Consider the following 16,214-nt stretch of genomic DNA (forward strand, 5'->3'; position numbering starts at 1 on the left):
TGGAGGCTACATGAGCGCACCCTGGAATTTCACCCGTTTCCTGCCCCTGGCCGAGCGCCTGCTCAGCCGTGGCCGGTTGCCGGCCCTGTTGTTCGCGGTGGCCCGCAAAGGCCCGCGCCTCGGCCAGCTGCGGGAAGATGTGAAGCTGTTACAGTCGCTGTGCCTGGCCTGGTGGCGTGGTGAGTACCGCGCCATCAGCGCCAAGGCCCTGGTCACCATCGTCGCCGGCCTGCTGTATTTCGTCAGCCCTATCGATGCCATCCCCGACTGGCTGCTGGGAGTGGGCTTGCTTGACGACATCGCCGTGCTGGGTTGGGTACTGAAGACCGTGGCTGACGAGCTGGCGCGCTTCAAGGCCTGGCGCGACAGCCAGGCGCCCGAGCGGCTGCGCGTGGTCGAACGCCTGCCGACCACCCCGGAAGCCTTGCAGCTCGAGCGCAAGACGCAGTGAAACCGGCCTGAGCGACACCTGGTTGCAGCTCGACTGCACAGACCCCAGAGTTGGTCATATAATTGGCATAAGGGTTATGCCTATGGATTACATGCAGTAATCCTTACTGAGGGGTTTGTATGGGTATTCAGGTCATCAGCCGGGACGGTCAACCCGAGTACGCCGTGGTTCCCTGGGAGGACTACCAGGCGCTGCTCAAGGCAGCAGGGCAGGCGCCTGCCGAGGCGGCTGCGCGGGATGCGGGCAGTGCCGCTGCCAGCGCACCCTTGCCGGCATTCAGTGAAGTCGCACAGATTCGCCAGGCCAAGGGCATCGCGCCTGAGCAACTGGCGCGCAACGTCGGGGTAAGCCCGGCTTACCTGGCCATGATCGAGGCAGGCGAACGCCAACCGGATGCCGCCATCCGCCGCGCCCTGGCCTGGCATCTGGGCGTGGCCGGCTGGAGCGAGCCGTCATGAGCCAGGTCAGGATCAGCCGTCAGCACTGGGATAACCTGCTGGGCGAGCTTGACCTGGCCCGTCGTCAACGTCACTTGCTGACTTACCGTGCACTGATCGAGCGCTTGCAACTGCCCAGCCCGGCCATGCAGACACTGACCGCCGCGCTGGAGTACCTGGCGGTGCTGGATGCCCGTGCCGAGCAGCCACTGCGCAGCTCGCTGGTCATCAGCCAAGGTGCCAGCCGGTTGCCGCGTACCGGCTTTTTCGAGTGCGTGGAGCGCCTGGGCCGTTTCTCCGGGCCGGTCGATGGCATGGAGGCGGCATCGTGGCATGCTTCCGAAGTTGTCCGGGTGTTCGAGTACAGCTATCCCGAAACGGCCTGATTGATCACCTGTTCCGGCCGCTGCGCGGGTACCCGCTGTGGGAGTGGGTTTGCCCGCGAAGCAGTCATTACCGGCAAGGTATGCCTGTGGATCAGCCCACATGGCCTGCCTTCGGCATCCACCATTTCCAGGGCGTTGAGGTGCTGATGACGACCAAACAATTCCAGCAGCTGCCCGATCGTGGCGTTCAGTTGCACCGTAGGCTGTGCGGCCAGCCGTACACGCGTCGACACCGGTAGCGCCCGGCTTTCGCGCACACCCAACTCCTGCGGCCGCCCCAGCAGGTAGCCCTGCACCAGGTCCACACCCATCTCGACCAACACCGCCAGCTCCTCCGCCAGCTCGATGCCTTCGGCGATCACCTGTGCCTTTGACGCCCGGGCAATCTGCAGGATCGAACCGACGAACTCACGCTTGAGCGGGTCGCGGTGGATGCCGTCAATGAAGTGGCGGTCGATCTTGACGTATTCGGGGCGCAGTTCCGACCACAGGCGCAAGCTGGAATAGCCTGCCCCGAGGTCATCGATGGCAATCGAAAAGCCCATGTCGCGGTAATGGTGCAGGGCATTGGAAAGCAGCTGGAAGTCGTCGGTCGGGGTGTGTTCGGTCAGCTCGATGACTACTCGGCTGGGCGCCAGGCCGACTTGTTCGAGCAGTTTCAGGGTTTGGCCGGAGGGATAGTCCGGTTCCAGCAGCGACTCGGGCGAGACGTTGAGGAACAGCTGGCCCTGCAGCTGCTGTTCACTGAACCGCCGGCAGGCGCTTTCCCGGCAGGCGGCCTCCAGCTCGGTCAGGCGCCCGGCCTGGCGGGCGATGGTAAACAGGTTCAGCGGAGCGTGCAGCGGGCTGTTGGACGGGCCGCGGCTCAGCGCTTCATGGCCGAACACCCGTTGTTCGCTCAGGCGCATGATCGGCTGGAACAGACTGTGAATGCTGCGTTGAGCCAGGATGGCACCCAAGGCACTGAGCTGTTCGACGACGGTCATGACGGATTCCTGAAAATGAAAGGGCCGGACGCTTGCACGCCCGGCCCCTCTATTTCACGACAGCGCGATGACTGTTTGATGACAGGTCACGTTAATTTGCCATCATTGCTGCCGTTGTTACTTCTTGGCCACCTTGGTGCTTGCACTGAGGTAGTCGATGAGGATGCGACCGGTCTCCGCCAGGTAGGCGTCGTCTTCCGGCTTGGTGTTTTCATCCTCGGTCGGCAAGGCATCCTCATCCTCTTTTTTCAGCTCTTTCAGCGGCTCTTCACCCTTGGCCTTGCGGCGGATGTTTTCCAGCGCCAGCTGCTTGGCCTCGATTTCATCATGGCGTGCGCGGCGGTCCTGCTCGTTGAGGCTGACGGTTTTCTCGTTCAGCAGCTTCTGGGTCAGGGCCAGGCGGTCGCGAATGTAGGTGAACTCCGCGTCCTTGTCGCTGCGCGCTTCATGCTGCGCCTTGAGCTGGGCCAGGAACGGTTTGAACGGGTCGGCCGCTGGCTTGACCACCGGGCGGATGGTATCCCACGGCATCGCTTCGGGCAGGGCGCTCTCGCCGATTTCCTTGGTGTCGATGATCGACGGGTAGTCGATGTCCGGCAGCACGCCCTGGTGCTGGGTGCTCTGCCCGGAAACCCGGTAGAACTTGGCCAGGGTCAGCTTCAGCTCGCCATGGTTGAGCGGCTGGATGGTTTGCACGGTGCCTTTGCCGAAGGTCTGGCCACCGATGATCAAGGCCCGGTGGTAGTCCTGCATGGCGCCAGCGAAGATCTCCGACGCCGAGGCCGACAGGCGGTTGACCAGCAGGGCCAGCGGGCCCTTGTAGAAGGCGCCGGGGTTTTCATCTTCCAGCACGTCGACGCGGCCGTTGCTGTTGCGCACCAGCACGGTCGGGCCTTTCTCGATGAACAGGCTGGTCAGTTCGGTGGCTTCCTGCAGCGAGCCGCCGCCGTTGTTGCGCAGGTCGATGACCACGCCGTCGACTTTTTCCTTCTGCAGTTCGGTGAGCAGCTTCTTCACGTCACGCGTGGTGCTCTTGTACTCCGGGTCACCGGCGCGGTAGGCCTTGAAGTCCAGGTAGAAGGCCGGGATCTCGATGATGCCCAGCTTGTAGTCACGCCCGTCCTGCTTGAGCTTGAGCACCGACTTCTTCGCCGCCTGCTCTTCGAGCTTCACCGCCTCGCGGGTGATCGACACGATCTTGCTGGTCTGGTCGCTAGGGGCATTGCTGGCCGGAATGATCTCCAGGCGCACCACCGACCCTTTCGGGCCGCGGATCAGCTTGACCACTTCGTCCAGGCGCCAACCGACCACGTCGACCATTTCCTTGTTGCCCTGGGCCACGCCGATGATCTTGTCGGCCGGGGCCACCTGCTTGGTCTTGGCCGCCGGGCCTGCCGGTACCAGGCGCACGATCTTGACCTGGTCATTGTCGCTTTGCAGCACCGCGCCGATGCCTTCGAGCGACAGGCTCATGTTGATGTCGAAGTTTTCGGCGTTGTCCGGCGACAGGTAGTTGGTGTGCGGGTCGTAGGACTGGGCGAAGGTATTGATGTAGGCCTGGAAGATGTCTTCGGCACGGGTCTGGTCCAGGCGCGCCAGCTGGTTCTTGTAGCGCTTGGTCAGGGTTTCCTGGATCTGCCTGGGTTCCTTGCCGGCGATCTTCTGGCGCAGCACCTCGTCCTTCACCCGCTTGCGCCACAGCTCGTCGAGTGCGGCCTGGTCCTTCAGCCATGGGGCGTCCTTGCGGTCGATCAGCAAGCTCTCCTTGGCGCTGAAGTCGATCTTGTCCACGCCCTTGCCCAGCTCGGCCAGAGCGAAGTCCAGACGTTGCTTGACGCGGTCCAGGTAGCGCTTGTAGATGGTGAAGCCCGGATCCAGGTTGCCGCTCTTGAGGAAATCGTCGAATTGCGTTTTCCACTGGTCGAATTCGGCGATGTCGGCGGCGGTGAAGTAGCTGCGCGCCGGGTCCAGCAGCTTGATGTAGCTGTCATAGATGATGACCGAACGGGCGTCGTCCAGCGGCGGCTTGCTGTAGTGGTGGCGTTTGAGCAGTTCCACCACGTTGAGGCTGGCGACGATCTCGTCACGGTCCGGCTGCAGGCTGTCCCACTTGTTGGCGGCCGCCGCATTGCCGCCGAGCGCGAGGCCGCCCAGGCCGATCATCAGCGCCAGGGCGGTGCTTGGGAGGAAATGCTTCATGCTGATTCGACGTGGAGGCAATTGATCACGCATAGTAGGCCGTCTTTTCCGTTCGCCGGTTGCAAAAAACCGGACGCATACTGCAAAAAGCCTGGGACGTAGCATTCCCAGGCTCGGTCATATGATTCAACTATGGAGGCACTGTGAAGGCATTGCAAGGCGTTGACGGACATGTGGCCTGGGTCGAGGCCGAACGCCCGGCCTGTGATGCGGGCCAAGTGCGCATTCGCGTAGCCGCAGCGGGGCTGAACCGCGCCGATCTGCTGCAGATGAAGGGCCTTTACCCGCCACCGCCAGGCGCCAGCCCCTACATGGGCCTGGAGTGCGCCGGGGTGGTCAGCGAGGTAGGGGCAGGCGCCGACTGGCGGGTGGGTGATCGGGTATGCGCGCTGCTGGCCAGCGGCGCCATGGCCGAAGAAGTGGTGGTGGATGCCCGCCACGTGCTGCCGGTACCCGAAGGCCTGAGCCTGTATGAAGCCGCAGCGTTGCCGGAGGTCTACGCCACCGCCTGGTTGAACATCTTCCAGCTTGGTCGGGTGAAGGCTGGCGAGAAGGTGTTGGTGCACGCCGGTGCCAGTGGCGTTGGCTCGGCCGCTATCCAATTGTGCAAGGCATTCGGCAGCCCGGTGTGGGTCAGCGTCGGTTCGCAGGAGCGCCTGGCCTACTGCGAGAAACTCGGCGCCGCCGGTGGCGTGGTGCGCAATGAGAACCTTGACGCGCTGGAAGGCTTCGGGCCGTTCGATGTGATTCTCGACCCGGTCGGTGCGGGCTACGGCGAGCTCAACCTCAAACTGCTGGCACGTGATGGTCGCTGGCTGCTCATCGGCCTGATGGGTGGGCGCTCGTTCGAACTGGACCTGGCCCAGATACTGACCAAGCGCATTCAGTTACAGGGGTCCACATTGCGCAATCGCGATGACAGCTTCAAGGCCGAATTGATCAGCACCTTGCGCAAGGATGTCTGGCCATTGTTCAGCGAGGGCCGTCTGGATCCACAACTGGTCAGAACCTACCCGATCGAGCAGGCGCAAGCGGCACTCGATGAGCTGGCGAGCAACCAGATTGCAGGCAAACTGGTGGTCATCATAGAGCCCATGGATCAACCTGCCACCTGTTAATTCTGTCAGTAGCGGACACAGGGGCAGAAGAATAACTTTCGGTCATCGCTTAATACAGGCCTGCCGCTGAGCAGGCGGGATGATCGAAGGAGCTGTCCCATGTGTTCCGAAAAGGTATTCGCCCGCAGGGTGGACTTGGTCGAACCCAAAGTCGACGCCATCATCAAGGACGAGAATGGCCTGCCGCGCGCCGATGGGCTACTACCCATTGAGGCATTGCAACAGCCGTTGCGCGTTGTAGTACCGGGGAATTACGCCGACCCGGGGCTACCGAGTGTCACCCTGGATTTGGGTTGGCAGTTCCAGGGCGCGCCCTTCAACTCAGTGCATAACGAAACACTGCGACCACCCTATGACGACGAGCTTGAGCTGTTCATTCCGATCGAACTGCTCAATCACGGCGTATACGACCTTCAATACATCATCACCCAGTTGGGCAATCCTAATCCATCGCCCAAATTGACCGTCACGGTCGATACACAGCCGCCCAATTACGGTCAGCCGGGCCAGGCGCTGCAGATTCAGGGGGTGCCAGGTGGTGAAATCACGGAGGAATACCTGGCCCAGTACGGCGAGGTAGTTTTCAAGGTGCCCTCGTATTACGTGGCGCGGGCCCAGGACAAAATCATCCTTTACTGGTCCGACAGCAACCCACCGCCCAATGATGAGCCCGACGTGGGTTGCAAAACAGTGACTCAGGACGAAATCGACAACGACAGTATCCTGGTCAGCTATGACGCAGCGGTGATACGCGCTTCGGGTTCCGGCCTGCGTTACCCGTGGTACCAGCTCGCCGATCTGGCGGGCAATGTCGGTCCGGGTGCCGTGGTTGCGCAAACGCCTGTCGAGCTCAGCCCAGGGCCCGCCAATCTGCCGCCGCCACGGGTCACGTTGTCGGTGCGCGGGCTGATCGACCGTGAACATGCGCGGGAGGGGGCCAACGGCGAGGGCGGGGTCGTGGTGGAAATCGACCCGTACGACAACGCCAGCGACCGGGACCAGGCCATCGTCAGCTGGCAGGGGCAGAAGCTTGCGGAGCGTCCTGTCGACCCTGTGGACTTTCCGCTGCGCGTGTTCGTGCCTTGGCCAGCGCTGGTCGCAGCGGGTTTGGGGCCGGGCGATGCCCAGGTGCAGTACGAAATTCGCCGCAATCTGCAATTCACGCCTTCACCTGAGCTAGCGGTGCCGTTCGACCTGCGCGTTGCGGGCCAGGACCACAGCGCTGCACCGGCTTTGCTCAACCCTTTGCTGGCGCTCGTCGAGGTCCGGGGCCGCAAGTCGGACAAGCCCAACGTGCTCGAGCCCATCGACTACGGTGAGGACGCGCGGGTTTTGCTGCGCTTGTTCGACAACCCTCAACCCGATGAACTGGTACTGGTGTACTGGGGCAATCAACCTCAGCCTGTGGCGGAATATCGTGTCGAGGCCGGGGATCTGTCCGGAAAACCCATCGAGATCGATGTGCCTTGGGCGATCGTCGAGCAGCAACCCAATGACCGGGCGCTGCCGGTTTGGTACCGCACCGACAATGGTGTCAACCAGCAATTGGCGAACACTACGCTAGTCGACGTGGCGGTGGAGGTGATCCGTGACCTGCCAGCGGCCACGTTCCCCCACGCGGACCGATACGGCTACCTGAACTGCTGCTCGAAACCGCGGCTGTGGGAAGGGGTGACTGTTCGCGTGGAGCCCCATGCACTGATCGAGGCTGAAGACACCCTGGAGCTGAGTTGGCAAGGCCACGATAACCTCAACGGGTCTTCGCCTATCCCTGGCGTGGCGCACACCTTCAGCCGCAAGGTATCGAGCGATGAAGCGTCCCAGGGCACTGTCTTCGTGGTCTTGCCCTACGAAACGCTCATTGAACCAATGGTCGATAACGCCTCGGCCACTGTCGAGTATCGCCTGCTCAAGCAGGACGGGCGTCTAGGTATTTCCGTACGCGACGTCGTGAAGATCACGCGGAAAATGCCAAGCAGTGAAGTTTGTTCTCCCACCAACGACCTCTGTGATGAAACGGGCGAATCGGTCGCTGAATAATCGCAGGCACTTTTTATAAAGGAATAACACCATGGGCTCTTTGGTCTCAGCTGCACAAGCACGCCTGAATTATCGTAAGTTGCGGTATGAACAGGGTACGTTGACGATGCTCGCACCTTCATTCGCGGGTGACTCATTATTGCCGGATCTCCCCGGGGATCATCCAAATATGTTGAAAAAGCCACACGGCGTGGAGCGTGATGTCGAGGTGCCGTATTTTGATGTCAACGGGACTGGTACTGTCAGGGTTCAGTTAATGGTGGGGGAAGACCTTGTAGGTACTGCTCAATCCTTTCCGCTCCCGCTTGATCCTGCCGATTTTCCCAAGAAATTCACGTTGCCGGCGGCGTATACGGAGAACAATGGCCCAGTTAAGTTGCGTTACCGCGCCACGCACTTGGGCAATCCCAATACTTCTGACGCGTTGGACTTCTATGTTGATACCGTTCCGCCAAACCAGGGCCAGCCGGGTCGCCAATTGGAGCTCCCTCCTGAAGTTGAGGCAGGCGGCGTCACTCGGGAATATCTGGATGCCAACGGTAGTGTTGATCTGACCATCCCGGACTATATCGATGCCAAACTTGGCGATGTGATCACGGCTTATGCCGACTCTATGGAAATCGGCAGCTTCACGCGCGATGACCTTAGTGTGCCAATGGTGATCGAGTGGAAAGAGGATAAGATGCCTCACGAAGGCAGCTACCCACTGGTGTACACCTTGGCCGACCGCAGCGAGAATATTGGACCTCGGTCAACTTTCAAGAATGTCAATGTGTACCTGACCGCGGCACCGGCCAATCTCGTGCCGCCGAAGGTTCCGCAGTTCGATGATGGGCTGATCGATCTGGACGATGCCCAGGAAGGCGTGGGCGTACAGATCGACGAGTACGATAACTATGCCGCGGGTGATGCCGCACAGGTGTATTGGGCGGGCGTGGCGGTGGGATTCCCGGTTCCAATCAGCGGGTTCCCGGCGTTTGCCACGATTCCCTACATCACTGTGCGTGAAACACCGGCCGACACCGGGCCAAAACAGAGAAAGGTGACCTACAGTATCGTGCGCGGTGTCCGCAGTTTCCCTGAGCCGACCGGGATCGAACTGGATATTGATCTACGCGTAGGCGGGCCCGACAACCCTGACCCTGAGCCCGATCCGGAAGTGGGCAACCCGGCGCTCGCCGTTGTTACTGTTCAGGGCGCGGTTAGTGCGGTCCCGAATGTCATCGCGCCAGAGGACGCGGGGGAGGACGCGACTGCGAGCGTTGAGCTGTATGCGGGCGCCGTGCTGGGTGAGGTATTGCACCTGTTATGGAACGGTGTGGAGGTTGACAAGTATGAGGTTACTGGCAGTGAGCCGGCTGGCTTCATCGTTCCGTTTAATATTGCCTGGGCAGACATCGAAGCCGGTGGTAACTCGGCCGCATTGCCGGTGCGTTATGTGGTGTCCAATGCCGACAATGAAAACCTGAATCGATCGCCCTTCACGGATGTTGCTGTAAGTGCGGTAGTTGTGACATTGCCCGCCGTAACGTATTTGAATTTGTATGATGATCCGGACGAAGGGCCTATTGTCAATTGCTCAACCTTGCGCGATGACCCGCAGGGCACGGGTAAGGTCATCGAAGTACGGGTCGCCGGGGGCGAAGACCGTCTGGCCGATCAGGCACTGACCTTCAACTTCCAGGGTTACAGCGATGCTGAAGGGACGACGCCCATTGCTGACACGGCCCACGAATTCACTTATACCCCAAACGCTCAAGAGGCCGCGTCAGGGTTCACTGTGCGGGTGCCCTACGACCCTTACGTGCTGAACATCCGGCTCGGTTACGGCGGTATCCAATACACCGCCGTGATCAACGGGCTGCCGGTGCCTTCGGCGGAAGAAATCAGGTTGGTCTACGTAGAGTTGCCAGGCGGCGGCGGTGCGACGTGCCCTGTCAAGTTTCGGCGATAGTTGAATGACCCGGCAAAGTGCACCGTGCAGGTGCGCTTTGCTGCATCTGCTCGTTCAAAAAAAACGATTACGACGCGGCAGGTTTCTGTCGCTGCAATATCAGATTTTTCCTACATATTGATAATTGTTCTACATGTAAATTTCCGGCGCCGCAAATGCGTTGAACCCTACATGAGAGTCCAAATTATGCGATCACTATTTTCCGTCCGGAAGCAATCCTCTGGATTGTTTGCCTTGAGCCTGATCAGCGTGGCGCTCTATTCGTCTGCGGCGGCTGCCATCGTGGTCGAAAACGGTGAAACCTATACCGTCGACTCTTCTCAGCCCGCCGACCGCTACATTGTGCGTGGCCAGTCGACCTTGAATACTTTGGCTGGCAGCTCATTACTCGACGTTTTCGTTTCAGACGGCTCTGTGCTGAACATGCAAGGGAGCCAGGTGAATGCGCAGGATTATGGCGTGCAGATCCTGAACGCTAGCGGGACGGTCAATAACAGTACGATCCGCAGCGAATTCGTTGGTATCAACGTCAGCCGTCTGTTGGGTACGGTGACCGGTGGGTCGACCCTCACGGTCAGCAACAGTGATGTTTCCGCTGCCGAAAGTGGCGCAGAGGTCACTGGGTTGAGCACACTGGTGTTGGACAACAGTCGAGTCGAAGGTACCCAGGCAGGTGCCGATGGCGTGAATGTGCGAGGTGGCTACGCCATCATTCGCAACAACTCCGTGATCACCGGTGCCAACAATGGCATCAGTATCGGCGCAGATTCCGACAATGTCGGTGACTATCGGGCAGAGGTGGACGGATCGACAGTCATTGGCCGCAACGGTGCGGCATTGGCGGTGGTGCAGGGAGCGCAGGCAACCATAGCGTTGAGCAATGGTGCACAGCTAAAAGGTGCCAATGACCTGCTGCTCGATGTCTCCGAAGGCTCAAGCGTCGATCTCACTGTGACCCGAAGCACCCTGCAAGGCAATTTCAACATCCGTGATAGCAGCTCGGGTAGCCTGGTGTTCGATGCCAGCACCGTAGCTGGAGATGTGGTGGTCGAATCGGGCAGCGAGGCTGACGTGGCATTGCGCAATGGCGCTTTCTTCACCGGCAGGCTGCAGAACGTCAACCAGATGGCTGTCGAGTCTGGTGCTGTATGGGCACTCACTGGCAACCAGCAACTGGCCAACCTGTCACTCAATCAGGGTACGGTTGATTTCAACAGTGGCCATGGGGATTTCCGCCAGCTGCAGGTAGAAAACCTCTCAGGCAGCGGCACGTTTGTGATGAATGCCGATTACACCACCAATGCACACGATACCTTGACCGTGACAGGCAACGCGACGGGTGAGCATACCTTGCAGGTCGCCGGTAGTGGTCAAGACCCGACCGACCCAAGAGCGCTGACCCTGGTGAACACGGGCGCTGGGGATGCACGCTTCAGCCTCAGTGGCGATCAGCCTGTCGACGTAGGTACCTACTCATACAACCTGGCGTCCCGTGGAGATGGCAGTGGTGGTACTGAATGGTTCCTCGACCCCGAGTCAAAGGTCATCAGCCCCGGCACCCGTTCGGTACTGGCCTTGTTCAATACCGCGCCTACCGTGTGGTACGGCGAACTCACCTCGCTGCGCAGCCGCATGGGCGAGCTGCGCTTCAACGGCGCCAAGGCCGGCCTATGGACCCGTGCCTACAGCAATAAATACGACGTCGGGGAGCAATCGGGCGTTGGCTACAGCCAGGTGCAAAGCGGCTTCTCGCTGGGCGCCGATGCACCGTTGCCGTGGGGTGACGGCCAGTGGCTGGTAGGTGCGCTGGCTGGCCATAGCCGCTCCGACCTGGACTTGACCCGGGGTACCTCCGGCAGTGTCGACAGTTACTACGTGGGTGCCTACACCACCTGGCTTGACCAAAGCAGCGGCTATTACTTCGATGCCGTGCTCAAGGCCAACCGCTTCGATAACAAGGCCAAGGTCAGCATGAGCGATGCCACCCGGGCCAAGGGCGACTACAGCAATACCGGCCTGGGCGGCTCGGTGGAGTTCGGCCGCCACATCACCTTGCACGATGGCTGGTTCGTCGAGCCGTATGGGCAACTGTCGGCAGTGGTGATCGAAGGCAAGGACTACGGTCTGGACAATGGTATGCAGGCTGAGGGTGACCAGACCCGCTCGCTGCTGGGTAAGCTTGGCAGCGTGGCGGGCCGCAATGTGCGCCTGCAAGGTGGCTCCGTGATCCAGCCGTACGTCAAGGCCGCGGTGGCCCACGAATTTGCCAAGGCCAACCGCGTGCAGGTCAACGACAACCTGTTCAACAACGACCTTTCCGGTTCGCGTGCCGAGTTCGGTGCGGGTGTGGCGGTGGCGTTCACCGAGCAGTTTTCGCTGCATGCCGATTTCGACTATGCCAAGGGCGAGCATATCGAGCAGCCCTATGGCGTGAACGTGGGGATGCGCTACAGCTGGTGATCGGTACATCCAGGGCCAACAGCCGGCAGAAGTGCACGTGTTGGCCCTGTTTTCACGGGAAAAGCCTATTTCCAGTCGAGGATCGGCCAGGCATTGAGCTGCGCATGTTCGCGCAATACAGGGTCTGGGTTGACCACGTAGGGGTGGTCGACTTTCAACAACAGCGGCAAATCATTACGCGAGTCGGAATAGAAACTCGCTCCTTCGAGATTCTCCTGCTCTTGATCCAGCCACTCCAGCAGCCGGGTGATCTTGCCCTCGCGGTACGTCAGCACCCCATGGGTCTGGCCGGTATACACCCCGTTTACCGCCTCCAGCTCGATCGCCAGGTACTCGTCCACGCCCAGCCGCGCCGCAATCGGCCCGACCAGGTGCGTGCCTGAAGCCGAGATGATGAGGATGCGGTCCCCGCGCTTGCGGTGCTCGGCAATGCAGCGGCAGGCATCGCCATAGATGATCGGCTCGATCACGTCCTCGACCCACGGCTCGACCAGGTGCTGGACCTCTTCCAGGGTGCGCCCGGCAATCGGCTCCAGGCTGAAGGCCATGTACTCCTCCATCCTCAGGTGGCCTTTGCCGTAGGCCTCCATCAGCTCATGGTCGCGGCGCAGGAACTCCTTGCCGTCGACCCAGCCCAGCCGGGCCATCTGCTCGCTCCACAGCGACGCGCAGTCGCCGTGGATCAAGGTTTCGTCCAGATCGAAAATTGCCAGTGCCATGGGTAACTCTCCTTAAGCCACTTCCCGTAGCGCCGTGGGGTCGATCGACAGGCTTACCCGCTGCCCGTCCGCGTGCAGGTCGGCCGCCGAACGGTTGAGCACGTCGACCACCAGCTCCACCTCGCGCACGCGTACCCGGTAGCGGATCACGTTGCCCAGCAGGCTGTGGCTGCGTACTTCCGCGTCCAGTGCGCCGTCGCGGCCCAGGGTGATCGATTCAGGGCGGATCGCCAGGCGGCTGGCCACCGGGCGCTGCAGCAGGCGGCTGGCGCTGTCGGCGTCGAGCAGGTTGTAGTTGCCGATGAAACCGGCGGCAAACAGGTCCACCGGCGCGGTGTAGAGGGTTTCGGCGTCGCCACTCTGGACGATACGCCCCTGGTTCATCAGGAAGATGCGGTCGGACATCGTCAGCGCCTCTTCCTGGTCGTGGGTGACAAAAATGGTGGTCAGGCCCAGTTCGCGCTGGATCGCCCGGATCTGCTCGCGCAGGTGCTTGCGAATGCGCGCATCCAGCGCCGACAGCGGCTCGTCGAGCAGCAGCAGGCGCGGGCGGGTCACCAGCGAGCGGGCCAGGGCCACGCGTTGGCACTGGCCACCGGACAACTGGTGCGGGTAGCGCCCGGCGAAGTTGCCCAGCTCCACCAGCGCCAGCGCCTCGCACACCCTGGCCTGGCTTTCATCGGCCTTGACCTTCTGCATGCGCAGGCCGAAGGCCACGTTCTGTTCCACGGTCATGTTGGGGAACAGCGCGTAGCTCTGGAACACCATGCCGATGCCGCGCTTTTGCGGGCTCAGCGGCACGATATCCTGGCCGTCGAGCAGGATCTGCCCGCTGTCCACCGGGGTCAGCCCGGCGATGCAGCGCAGCAGCGTGGACTTGCCGCACCCGGACGGGCCGAGCAGGGTGACGAATTCGCCGCGCTCGATGTGGCAGTCGATGTTCTCGAACACCGGGCTGCCGGCGTAGCTCTTGTGCAGTTTCTGTACGCTGACGAAGCTCATGTCAGGTCTTGTCCTTGTTCAAGCGGTTGGCGACCCAGGTCAGTACCAGCACGAAAGCGAAGTACGAGATCACCAGCGCGCTGTTGAAATGGCCGCTGCTGTTGCGCATGTTGTTCAGGTACACCTGCAAGGTCTCGTAGCGGGTACCGACCAGCAGGTTGGCGAACACGAATTCGCCGAACAGGAACGAGAACGACAGCAGCAGGGCTACCATCAGGCCCTTGCGCAGGTTCGGCAGCACCACCAGCAACGCCGCCTGCCAGGTGCTGGCACCGAGCAGTTGGGCGGCGTCCATCAGGTCGCGCAGGTTGATCGCCTGCAGGTTGTTGGTGATGGCCCGGTACATGAACGGCAGGGCGATGGTGAAATAGCAGCCGATCAGGATCCACGGCGTGCCGACCATCGCCATGGGCCCGCTGCCGTAGAGCTGCAGCAGCCCCACCGAGGACACCACCGGCGGTACCGCGAACGGCAGCAGGATGAGGATGTTCATCAGCGCGTCGAGCCTGGGGAAGTGGTAGTGGACCACGAACAGCAGCGGCAGGATCAGCACCACCGACAGCAGCAGCGCGCCCACGCACACCAGCAGTGACTGGGCAAAGGCGGCCAGGAAGCGCGGCTCGCTCCACAGCGCGACGTACCATTTGAAGGTCAGCCCGCTGGGCAGCAGGCTGGCCGACCAGCTGGTGGCCAGCGAGTAGAGCAGGGTGCCGGCCAGTGGCAACAGCAGGATGAGGAACAGCAGGTAGACCACGGCGCGGTGGTACCAGCCGCCAGAACGCGTGTCAGCGCGCATGGTAGCTCCTTTTCAGCAGCCATTGATGCACCACCGTGACCAGCGTCATCAGCCCCACCAGGACCATGGCCAGGGCACTGGCCAGGTTGGGGTCGAGGCTGATGTCACCGGCCACCAGGCCAGCGATGCGGATCGGCAGCACGTTGAAGTTGCCGGTGGTCAACGCGTACACGGTGGCATACGCACCGAGGGCATTGGCCAGCAGGATGACGAAGGTGCCCAGCAGTGCCGGGGTCAGCACCGGCAGGCCGATGTGGCGCCAGAATTGCCAGTGGTTGGCGCCCAGCAGCGCGGCCGACTCGCGCCAATTTTCACGCAGGGCGTCGAACGCCGGGTACAGCAGCAGCACGCCAAGCGGGATCTGGAAGTAGGTGTACACCAGGATCAGCCCGCTTTTGGAGTAGATGCTGAAGTCTTCCAGCAGGCCGGCCTGCTTCAGCAGCAGGGTCAGCGCACCGTTGAAGCCGAGCAGGATGATGAAGGCGAAGGCCAGCGGCACCCCGGCGAAGTTGCTGGTCATGTTGGCGAAGGCGCTGACGAAGTCGCGCAGCTTCGAGTCCACCTGGCGCAGCGAGTAGGCGCCGAGGGTGGCAATGACGATGCCGAACAGGCTCGACCAGAAGCTGATCTCCAGGCTGCGTTGCAGGGCCTGCAGGTAGAACTTCGAGGCGAACACCTTGCTGAAGTTGGCCACGCCCCAGCCTGCTTCCGATTGCAGGCTGTTGATCGCCACCCAGGCCAGCGGGGCGATCTGGAAAATGACGAAGAACACGGCGAACGGTAGCAGGCAGAGCAGGGCCAGGTAGCGGCCATGGTTGCTGCTGCGCTTGGCTTTGGTCACTTCAGCAGCTCCCGGCAGACGCTCTTGTCATGCGGTGCGCCAAGCAGCTCGCAGATGGTCCCGCACAGCTCGGTCTGCAGCGGCTTGGCCGCCGGGTCCAGGCTGAAGGCATCGCCGAAGACGAACAGCGGTACTTCGCGTTCTTCGGCGAGCAGGCCGTTGTGCGAGCGGTCGTTGTTCATGCCGTGGTCGGCGGTGACCAGCACCTGGTAGCCCTCTTCGAGCCAGCCCGGCAGGTAGTCGGCCAGGAGGATGTCGGCACTGCGTGCGGCGTTGCGGTACTGGCTGCTGTCCAGGCCGTGATGGTGGCCGGCGTCGTCGATGTTCATCGGGTGTACCAGCAGGAAATTGGGGGTGTGCCGGCGGCGCAGGTATTCGCCATCGGCCAGCAGGTGCGAATCGGGGTAACGGTCGTCCCAGTAGAACAGCCCGTGCTGGATTGGCAGCTTGGGCGCGTGGGTATGGCGGTCGCGCTGCGCGTCGAAGGGGGAGCGGTTGTACAGCTCGCTTATCCAGTGGTAGGCCGCCGCGGCGGTGCTGAGGTTGGCTTCGCGGGCGTAGTGGAACACGCTGCGCTGGTTGGACAGGCGGCTGACCTTGTTGTGCACGATGCCGCTGTCGATCGGCGGCACGCCGGTGAGGATGCATTCGTACAGCGGCCGGGACAGCGATGGCAGTTCGCACTCCACGCGGTAGAGCGCGGCACGGTCGGCCTCGACATAGGCATGCAGGTGGCCCATGGCGTGGTGGGCGACCTGGTAGTTGAGGCCGTCGAGCAGGACCAGGATGACGTTGTGTTGCATGGTGGCTCCAGTCATATACGCG

General features: G+C 61.7%; 14 protein-coding genes. 7 read left to right on the plus strand and 7 right to left on the minus strand.

Annotated features, from left to right (window positions below; translation table 11 throughout):
- Nucleotides 1–10 precede the first annotated feature (10 nt).
- The 3 genes from ACLEJP_RS08680 to ACLEJP_RS08690 all read left to right on the plus strand — a co-directional run bounded on the left by ACLEJP_RS08680 (nucleotide 11) and on the right by ACLEJP_RS08690 (nucleotide 1,274).
- The gene (locus ACLEJP_RS08680; RefSeq protein WP_440805569.1) at nucleotides 11–451 is read left to right on the plus strand and encodes a YkvA family protein; all 441 of its coding nucleotides are present in this window, start codon (nucleotides 11–13) and stop codon (nucleotides 449–451) included.
- A 119-nt stretch (nucleotides 452–570) separates the two neighbouring features.
- Nucleotides 571–909, plus strand: a complete 339-nt coding sequence (locus ACLEJP_RS08685; protein WP_225776728.1) for a helix-turn-helix domain-containing protein — start codon at nucleotides 571–573, stop codon at nucleotides 907–909.
- The gene (locus ACLEJP_RS08690; protein WP_013971408.1) at nucleotides 906–1,274 is read left to right on the plus strand and encodes a hypothetical protein; all 369 of its coding nucleotides are present in this window, start codon (nucleotides 906–908) and stop codon (nucleotides 1,272–1,274) included. The genes ACLEJP_RS08685 and ACLEJP_RS08690 overlap by 4 nt, the downstream gene beginning before the upstream one ends.
- On the opposite strand, the gene ACLEJP_RS08695 is transcribed toward ACLEJP_RS08690, so the two are convergent.
- Both ACLEJP_RS08695 and ACLEJP_RS08700 read right to left on the minus strand, forming a co-directional pair.
- Entirely contained in the window at nucleotides 1,256–2,260 is a 1,005-nt protein-coding gene (locus tag ACLEJP_RS08695) for an EAL domain-containing protein (protein ID WP_440805572.1), read from the minus strand. The genes ACLEJP_RS08690 and ACLEJP_RS08695 overlap by 19 nt on opposite strands.
- Before the next feature lie 117 nt (nucleotides 2,261–2,377).
- Nucleotides 2,378–4,459 (minus strand): carboxy terminal-processing peptidase, encoded by a 2,082-nt coding sequence (locus tag ACLEJP_RS08700; protein ID WP_440805573.1) that lies wholly within the window; start codon nucleotides 4,457–4,459, stop codon nucleotides 2,378–2,380.
- A 143-nt stretch (nucleotides 4,460–4,602) separates the two neighbouring features.
- Here ACLEJP_RS08700 and ACLEJP_RS08705 point away from each other — a divergent pair, with 143 nt between their 5' ends.
- The 4 genes from ACLEJP_RS08705 to ACLEJP_RS08720 all read left to right on the plus strand — a co-directional run bounded on the left by ACLEJP_RS08705 (nucleotide 4,603) and on the right by ACLEJP_RS08720 (nucleotide 12,031).
- On the plus strand, nucleotides 4,603–5,577 hold the full coding sequence (locus tag ACLEJP_RS08705) for an NAD(P)H-quinone oxidoreductase (RefSeq protein WP_440805575.1): 975 nt from the start codon (nucleotides 4,603–4,605) through the stop codon (nucleotides 5,575–5,577).
- Nucleotides 5,578–5,676: 99 nt separating this feature from the next.
- Nucleotides 5,677–7,617, plus strand: a complete 1,941-nt coding sequence (locus ACLEJP_RS08710; RefSeq protein ID WP_440805577.1) for a hypothetical protein — start codon at nucleotides 5,677–5,679, stop codon at nucleotides 7,615–7,617.
- A 31-nt stretch (nucleotides 7,618–7,648) separates the two neighbouring features.
- Nucleotides 7,649–9,571 carry a hypothetical protein gene (locus ACLEJP_RS08715; RefSeq protein WP_440805580.1) on the plus strand — a complete coding sequence of 641 codons (1,923 nt, stop codon included), beginning with the start codon at nucleotides 7,649–7,651 and terminating at the stop codon, nucleotides 9,569–9,571.
- Between the two features lie 234 nt (nucleotides 9,572–9,805).
- Nucleotides 9,806–12,031, plus strand: a complete 2,226-nt coding sequence (locus ACLEJP_RS08720) for an autotransporter outer membrane beta-barrel domain-containing protein (protein ID WP_440805581.1) — start codon at nucleotides 9,806–9,808, stop codon at nucleotides 12,029–12,031.
- 65 nt (nucleotides 12,032–12,096) lie between these two features.
- Here the strand turns inward: ACLEJP_RS08720 and ACLEJP_RS08725 are convergent, their stop codons facing one another.
- Genes ACLEJP_RS08725 through ACLEJP_RS08745 form a run of 5 tightly spaced genes read right to left on the minus strand, consistent with a single transcriptional unit; the run spans nucleotide 12,097 to nucleotide 16,192 of the window.
- Nucleotides 12,097–12,750: an HAD family hydrolase gene (locus ACLEJP_RS08725; protein ID WP_440805583.1), complete on the minus strand. Its 654-nt coding sequence runs from the start codon at nucleotides 12,748–12,750 to the stop codon at nucleotides 12,097–12,099.
- Between the two features lie 12 nt (nucleotides 12,751–12,762).
- Nucleotides 12,763–13,752 (minus strand): ABC transporter ATP-binding protein, encoded by a 990-nt coding sequence (locus ACLEJP_RS08730; RefSeq protein WP_440805584.1) that lies wholly within the window; start codon nucleotides 13,750–13,752, stop codon nucleotides 12,763–12,765.
- A 1-nt stretch (nucleotide 13,753) separates the two neighbouring features.
- A complete protein-coding gene (locus ACLEJP_RS08735; RefSeq protein ID WP_440805585.1) occupies nucleotides 13,754–14,548 on the minus strand; it encodes an ABC transporter permease in 795 nt (264 codons plus the stop codon).
- Nucleotides 14,538–15,389 (minus strand): ABC transporter permease, encoded by an 852-nt coding sequence (locus tag ACLEJP_RS08740; RefSeq protein ID WP_440805588.1) that lies wholly within the window; start codon nucleotides 15,387–15,389, stop codon nucleotides 14,538–14,540. Before ACLEJP_RS08740 ends, ACLEJP_RS08735 begins: the two co-directional genes overlap by 11 nt.
- A complete protein-coding gene (locus ACLEJP_RS08745; RefSeq protein ID WP_440805590.1) occupies nucleotides 15,386–16,192 on the minus strand; it encodes an alkaline phosphatase family protein in 807 nt (268 codons plus the stop codon). Before ACLEJP_RS08745 ends, ACLEJP_RS08740 begins: the two co-directional genes overlap by 4 nt.
- Between the last annotated feature and the right edge of the window lie 22 nt (nucleotides 16,193–16,214).

Origin of the sequence: Pseudomonas sp. SMV7 (assembly GCF_052041995.1) — a bacterium.
Taxonomy (GTDB): domain Bacteria; phylum Pseudomonadota; class Gammaproteobacteria; order Pseudomonadales; family Pseudomonadaceae; genus Aquipseudomonas.

Coding starts and splice junctions, on each gene's coding strand:
- ACLEJP_RS08715 (WP_440805580.1), top strand. CDS start 7,649: ATGGGCTCTTTGGTCTCAGCTGCACAAGCACGCCTGAATTATCGTAAG.
- ACLEJP_RS08730 (WP_440805584.1), bottom strand. CDS start 13,752: ATGAGCTTCGTCAGCGTACAGAAACTGCACAAGAGCTACGCCGGCAGC.
- ACLEJP_RS08690 (WP_013971408.1), top strand. CDS start 906: ATGAGCCAGGTCAGGATCAGCCGTCAGCACTGGGATAACCTGCTGGGC.
- ACLEJP_RS08700 (WP_440805573.1), bottom strand. CDS start 4,459: ATGAAGCATTTCCTCCCAAGCACCGCCCTGGCGCTGATGATCGGCCTG.
- ACLEJP_RS08735 (WP_440805585.1), bottom strand. CDS start 14,548: ATGCGCGCTGACACGCGTTCTGGCGGCTGGTACCACCGCGCCGTGGTC.
- ACLEJP_RS08745 (WP_440805590.1), bottom strand. CDS start 16,192: ATGCAACACAACGTCATCCTGGTCCTGCTCGACGGCCTCAACTACCAG.
- ACLEJP_RS08725 (WP_440805583.1), bottom strand. CDS start 12,750: ATGGCACTGGCAATTTTCGATCTGGACGAAACCTTGATCCACGGCGAC.
- ACLEJP_RS08710 (WP_440805577.1), top strand. CDS start 5,677: ATGTGTTCCGAAAAGGTATTCGCCCGCAGGGTGGACTTGGTCGAACCC.
- ACLEJP_RS08695 (WP_440805572.1), bottom strand. CDS start 2,260: ATGACCGTCGTCGAACAGCTCAGTGCCTTGGGTGCCATCCTGGCTCAA.
- ACLEJP_RS08685 (WP_225776728.1), top strand. CDS start 571: ATGGGTATTCAGGTCATCAGCCGGGACGGTCAACCCGAGTACGCCGTG.
- ACLEJP_RS08680 (WP_440805569.1), top strand. CDS start 11: ATGAGCGCACCCTGGAATTTCACCCGTTTCCTGCCCCTGGCCGAGCGC.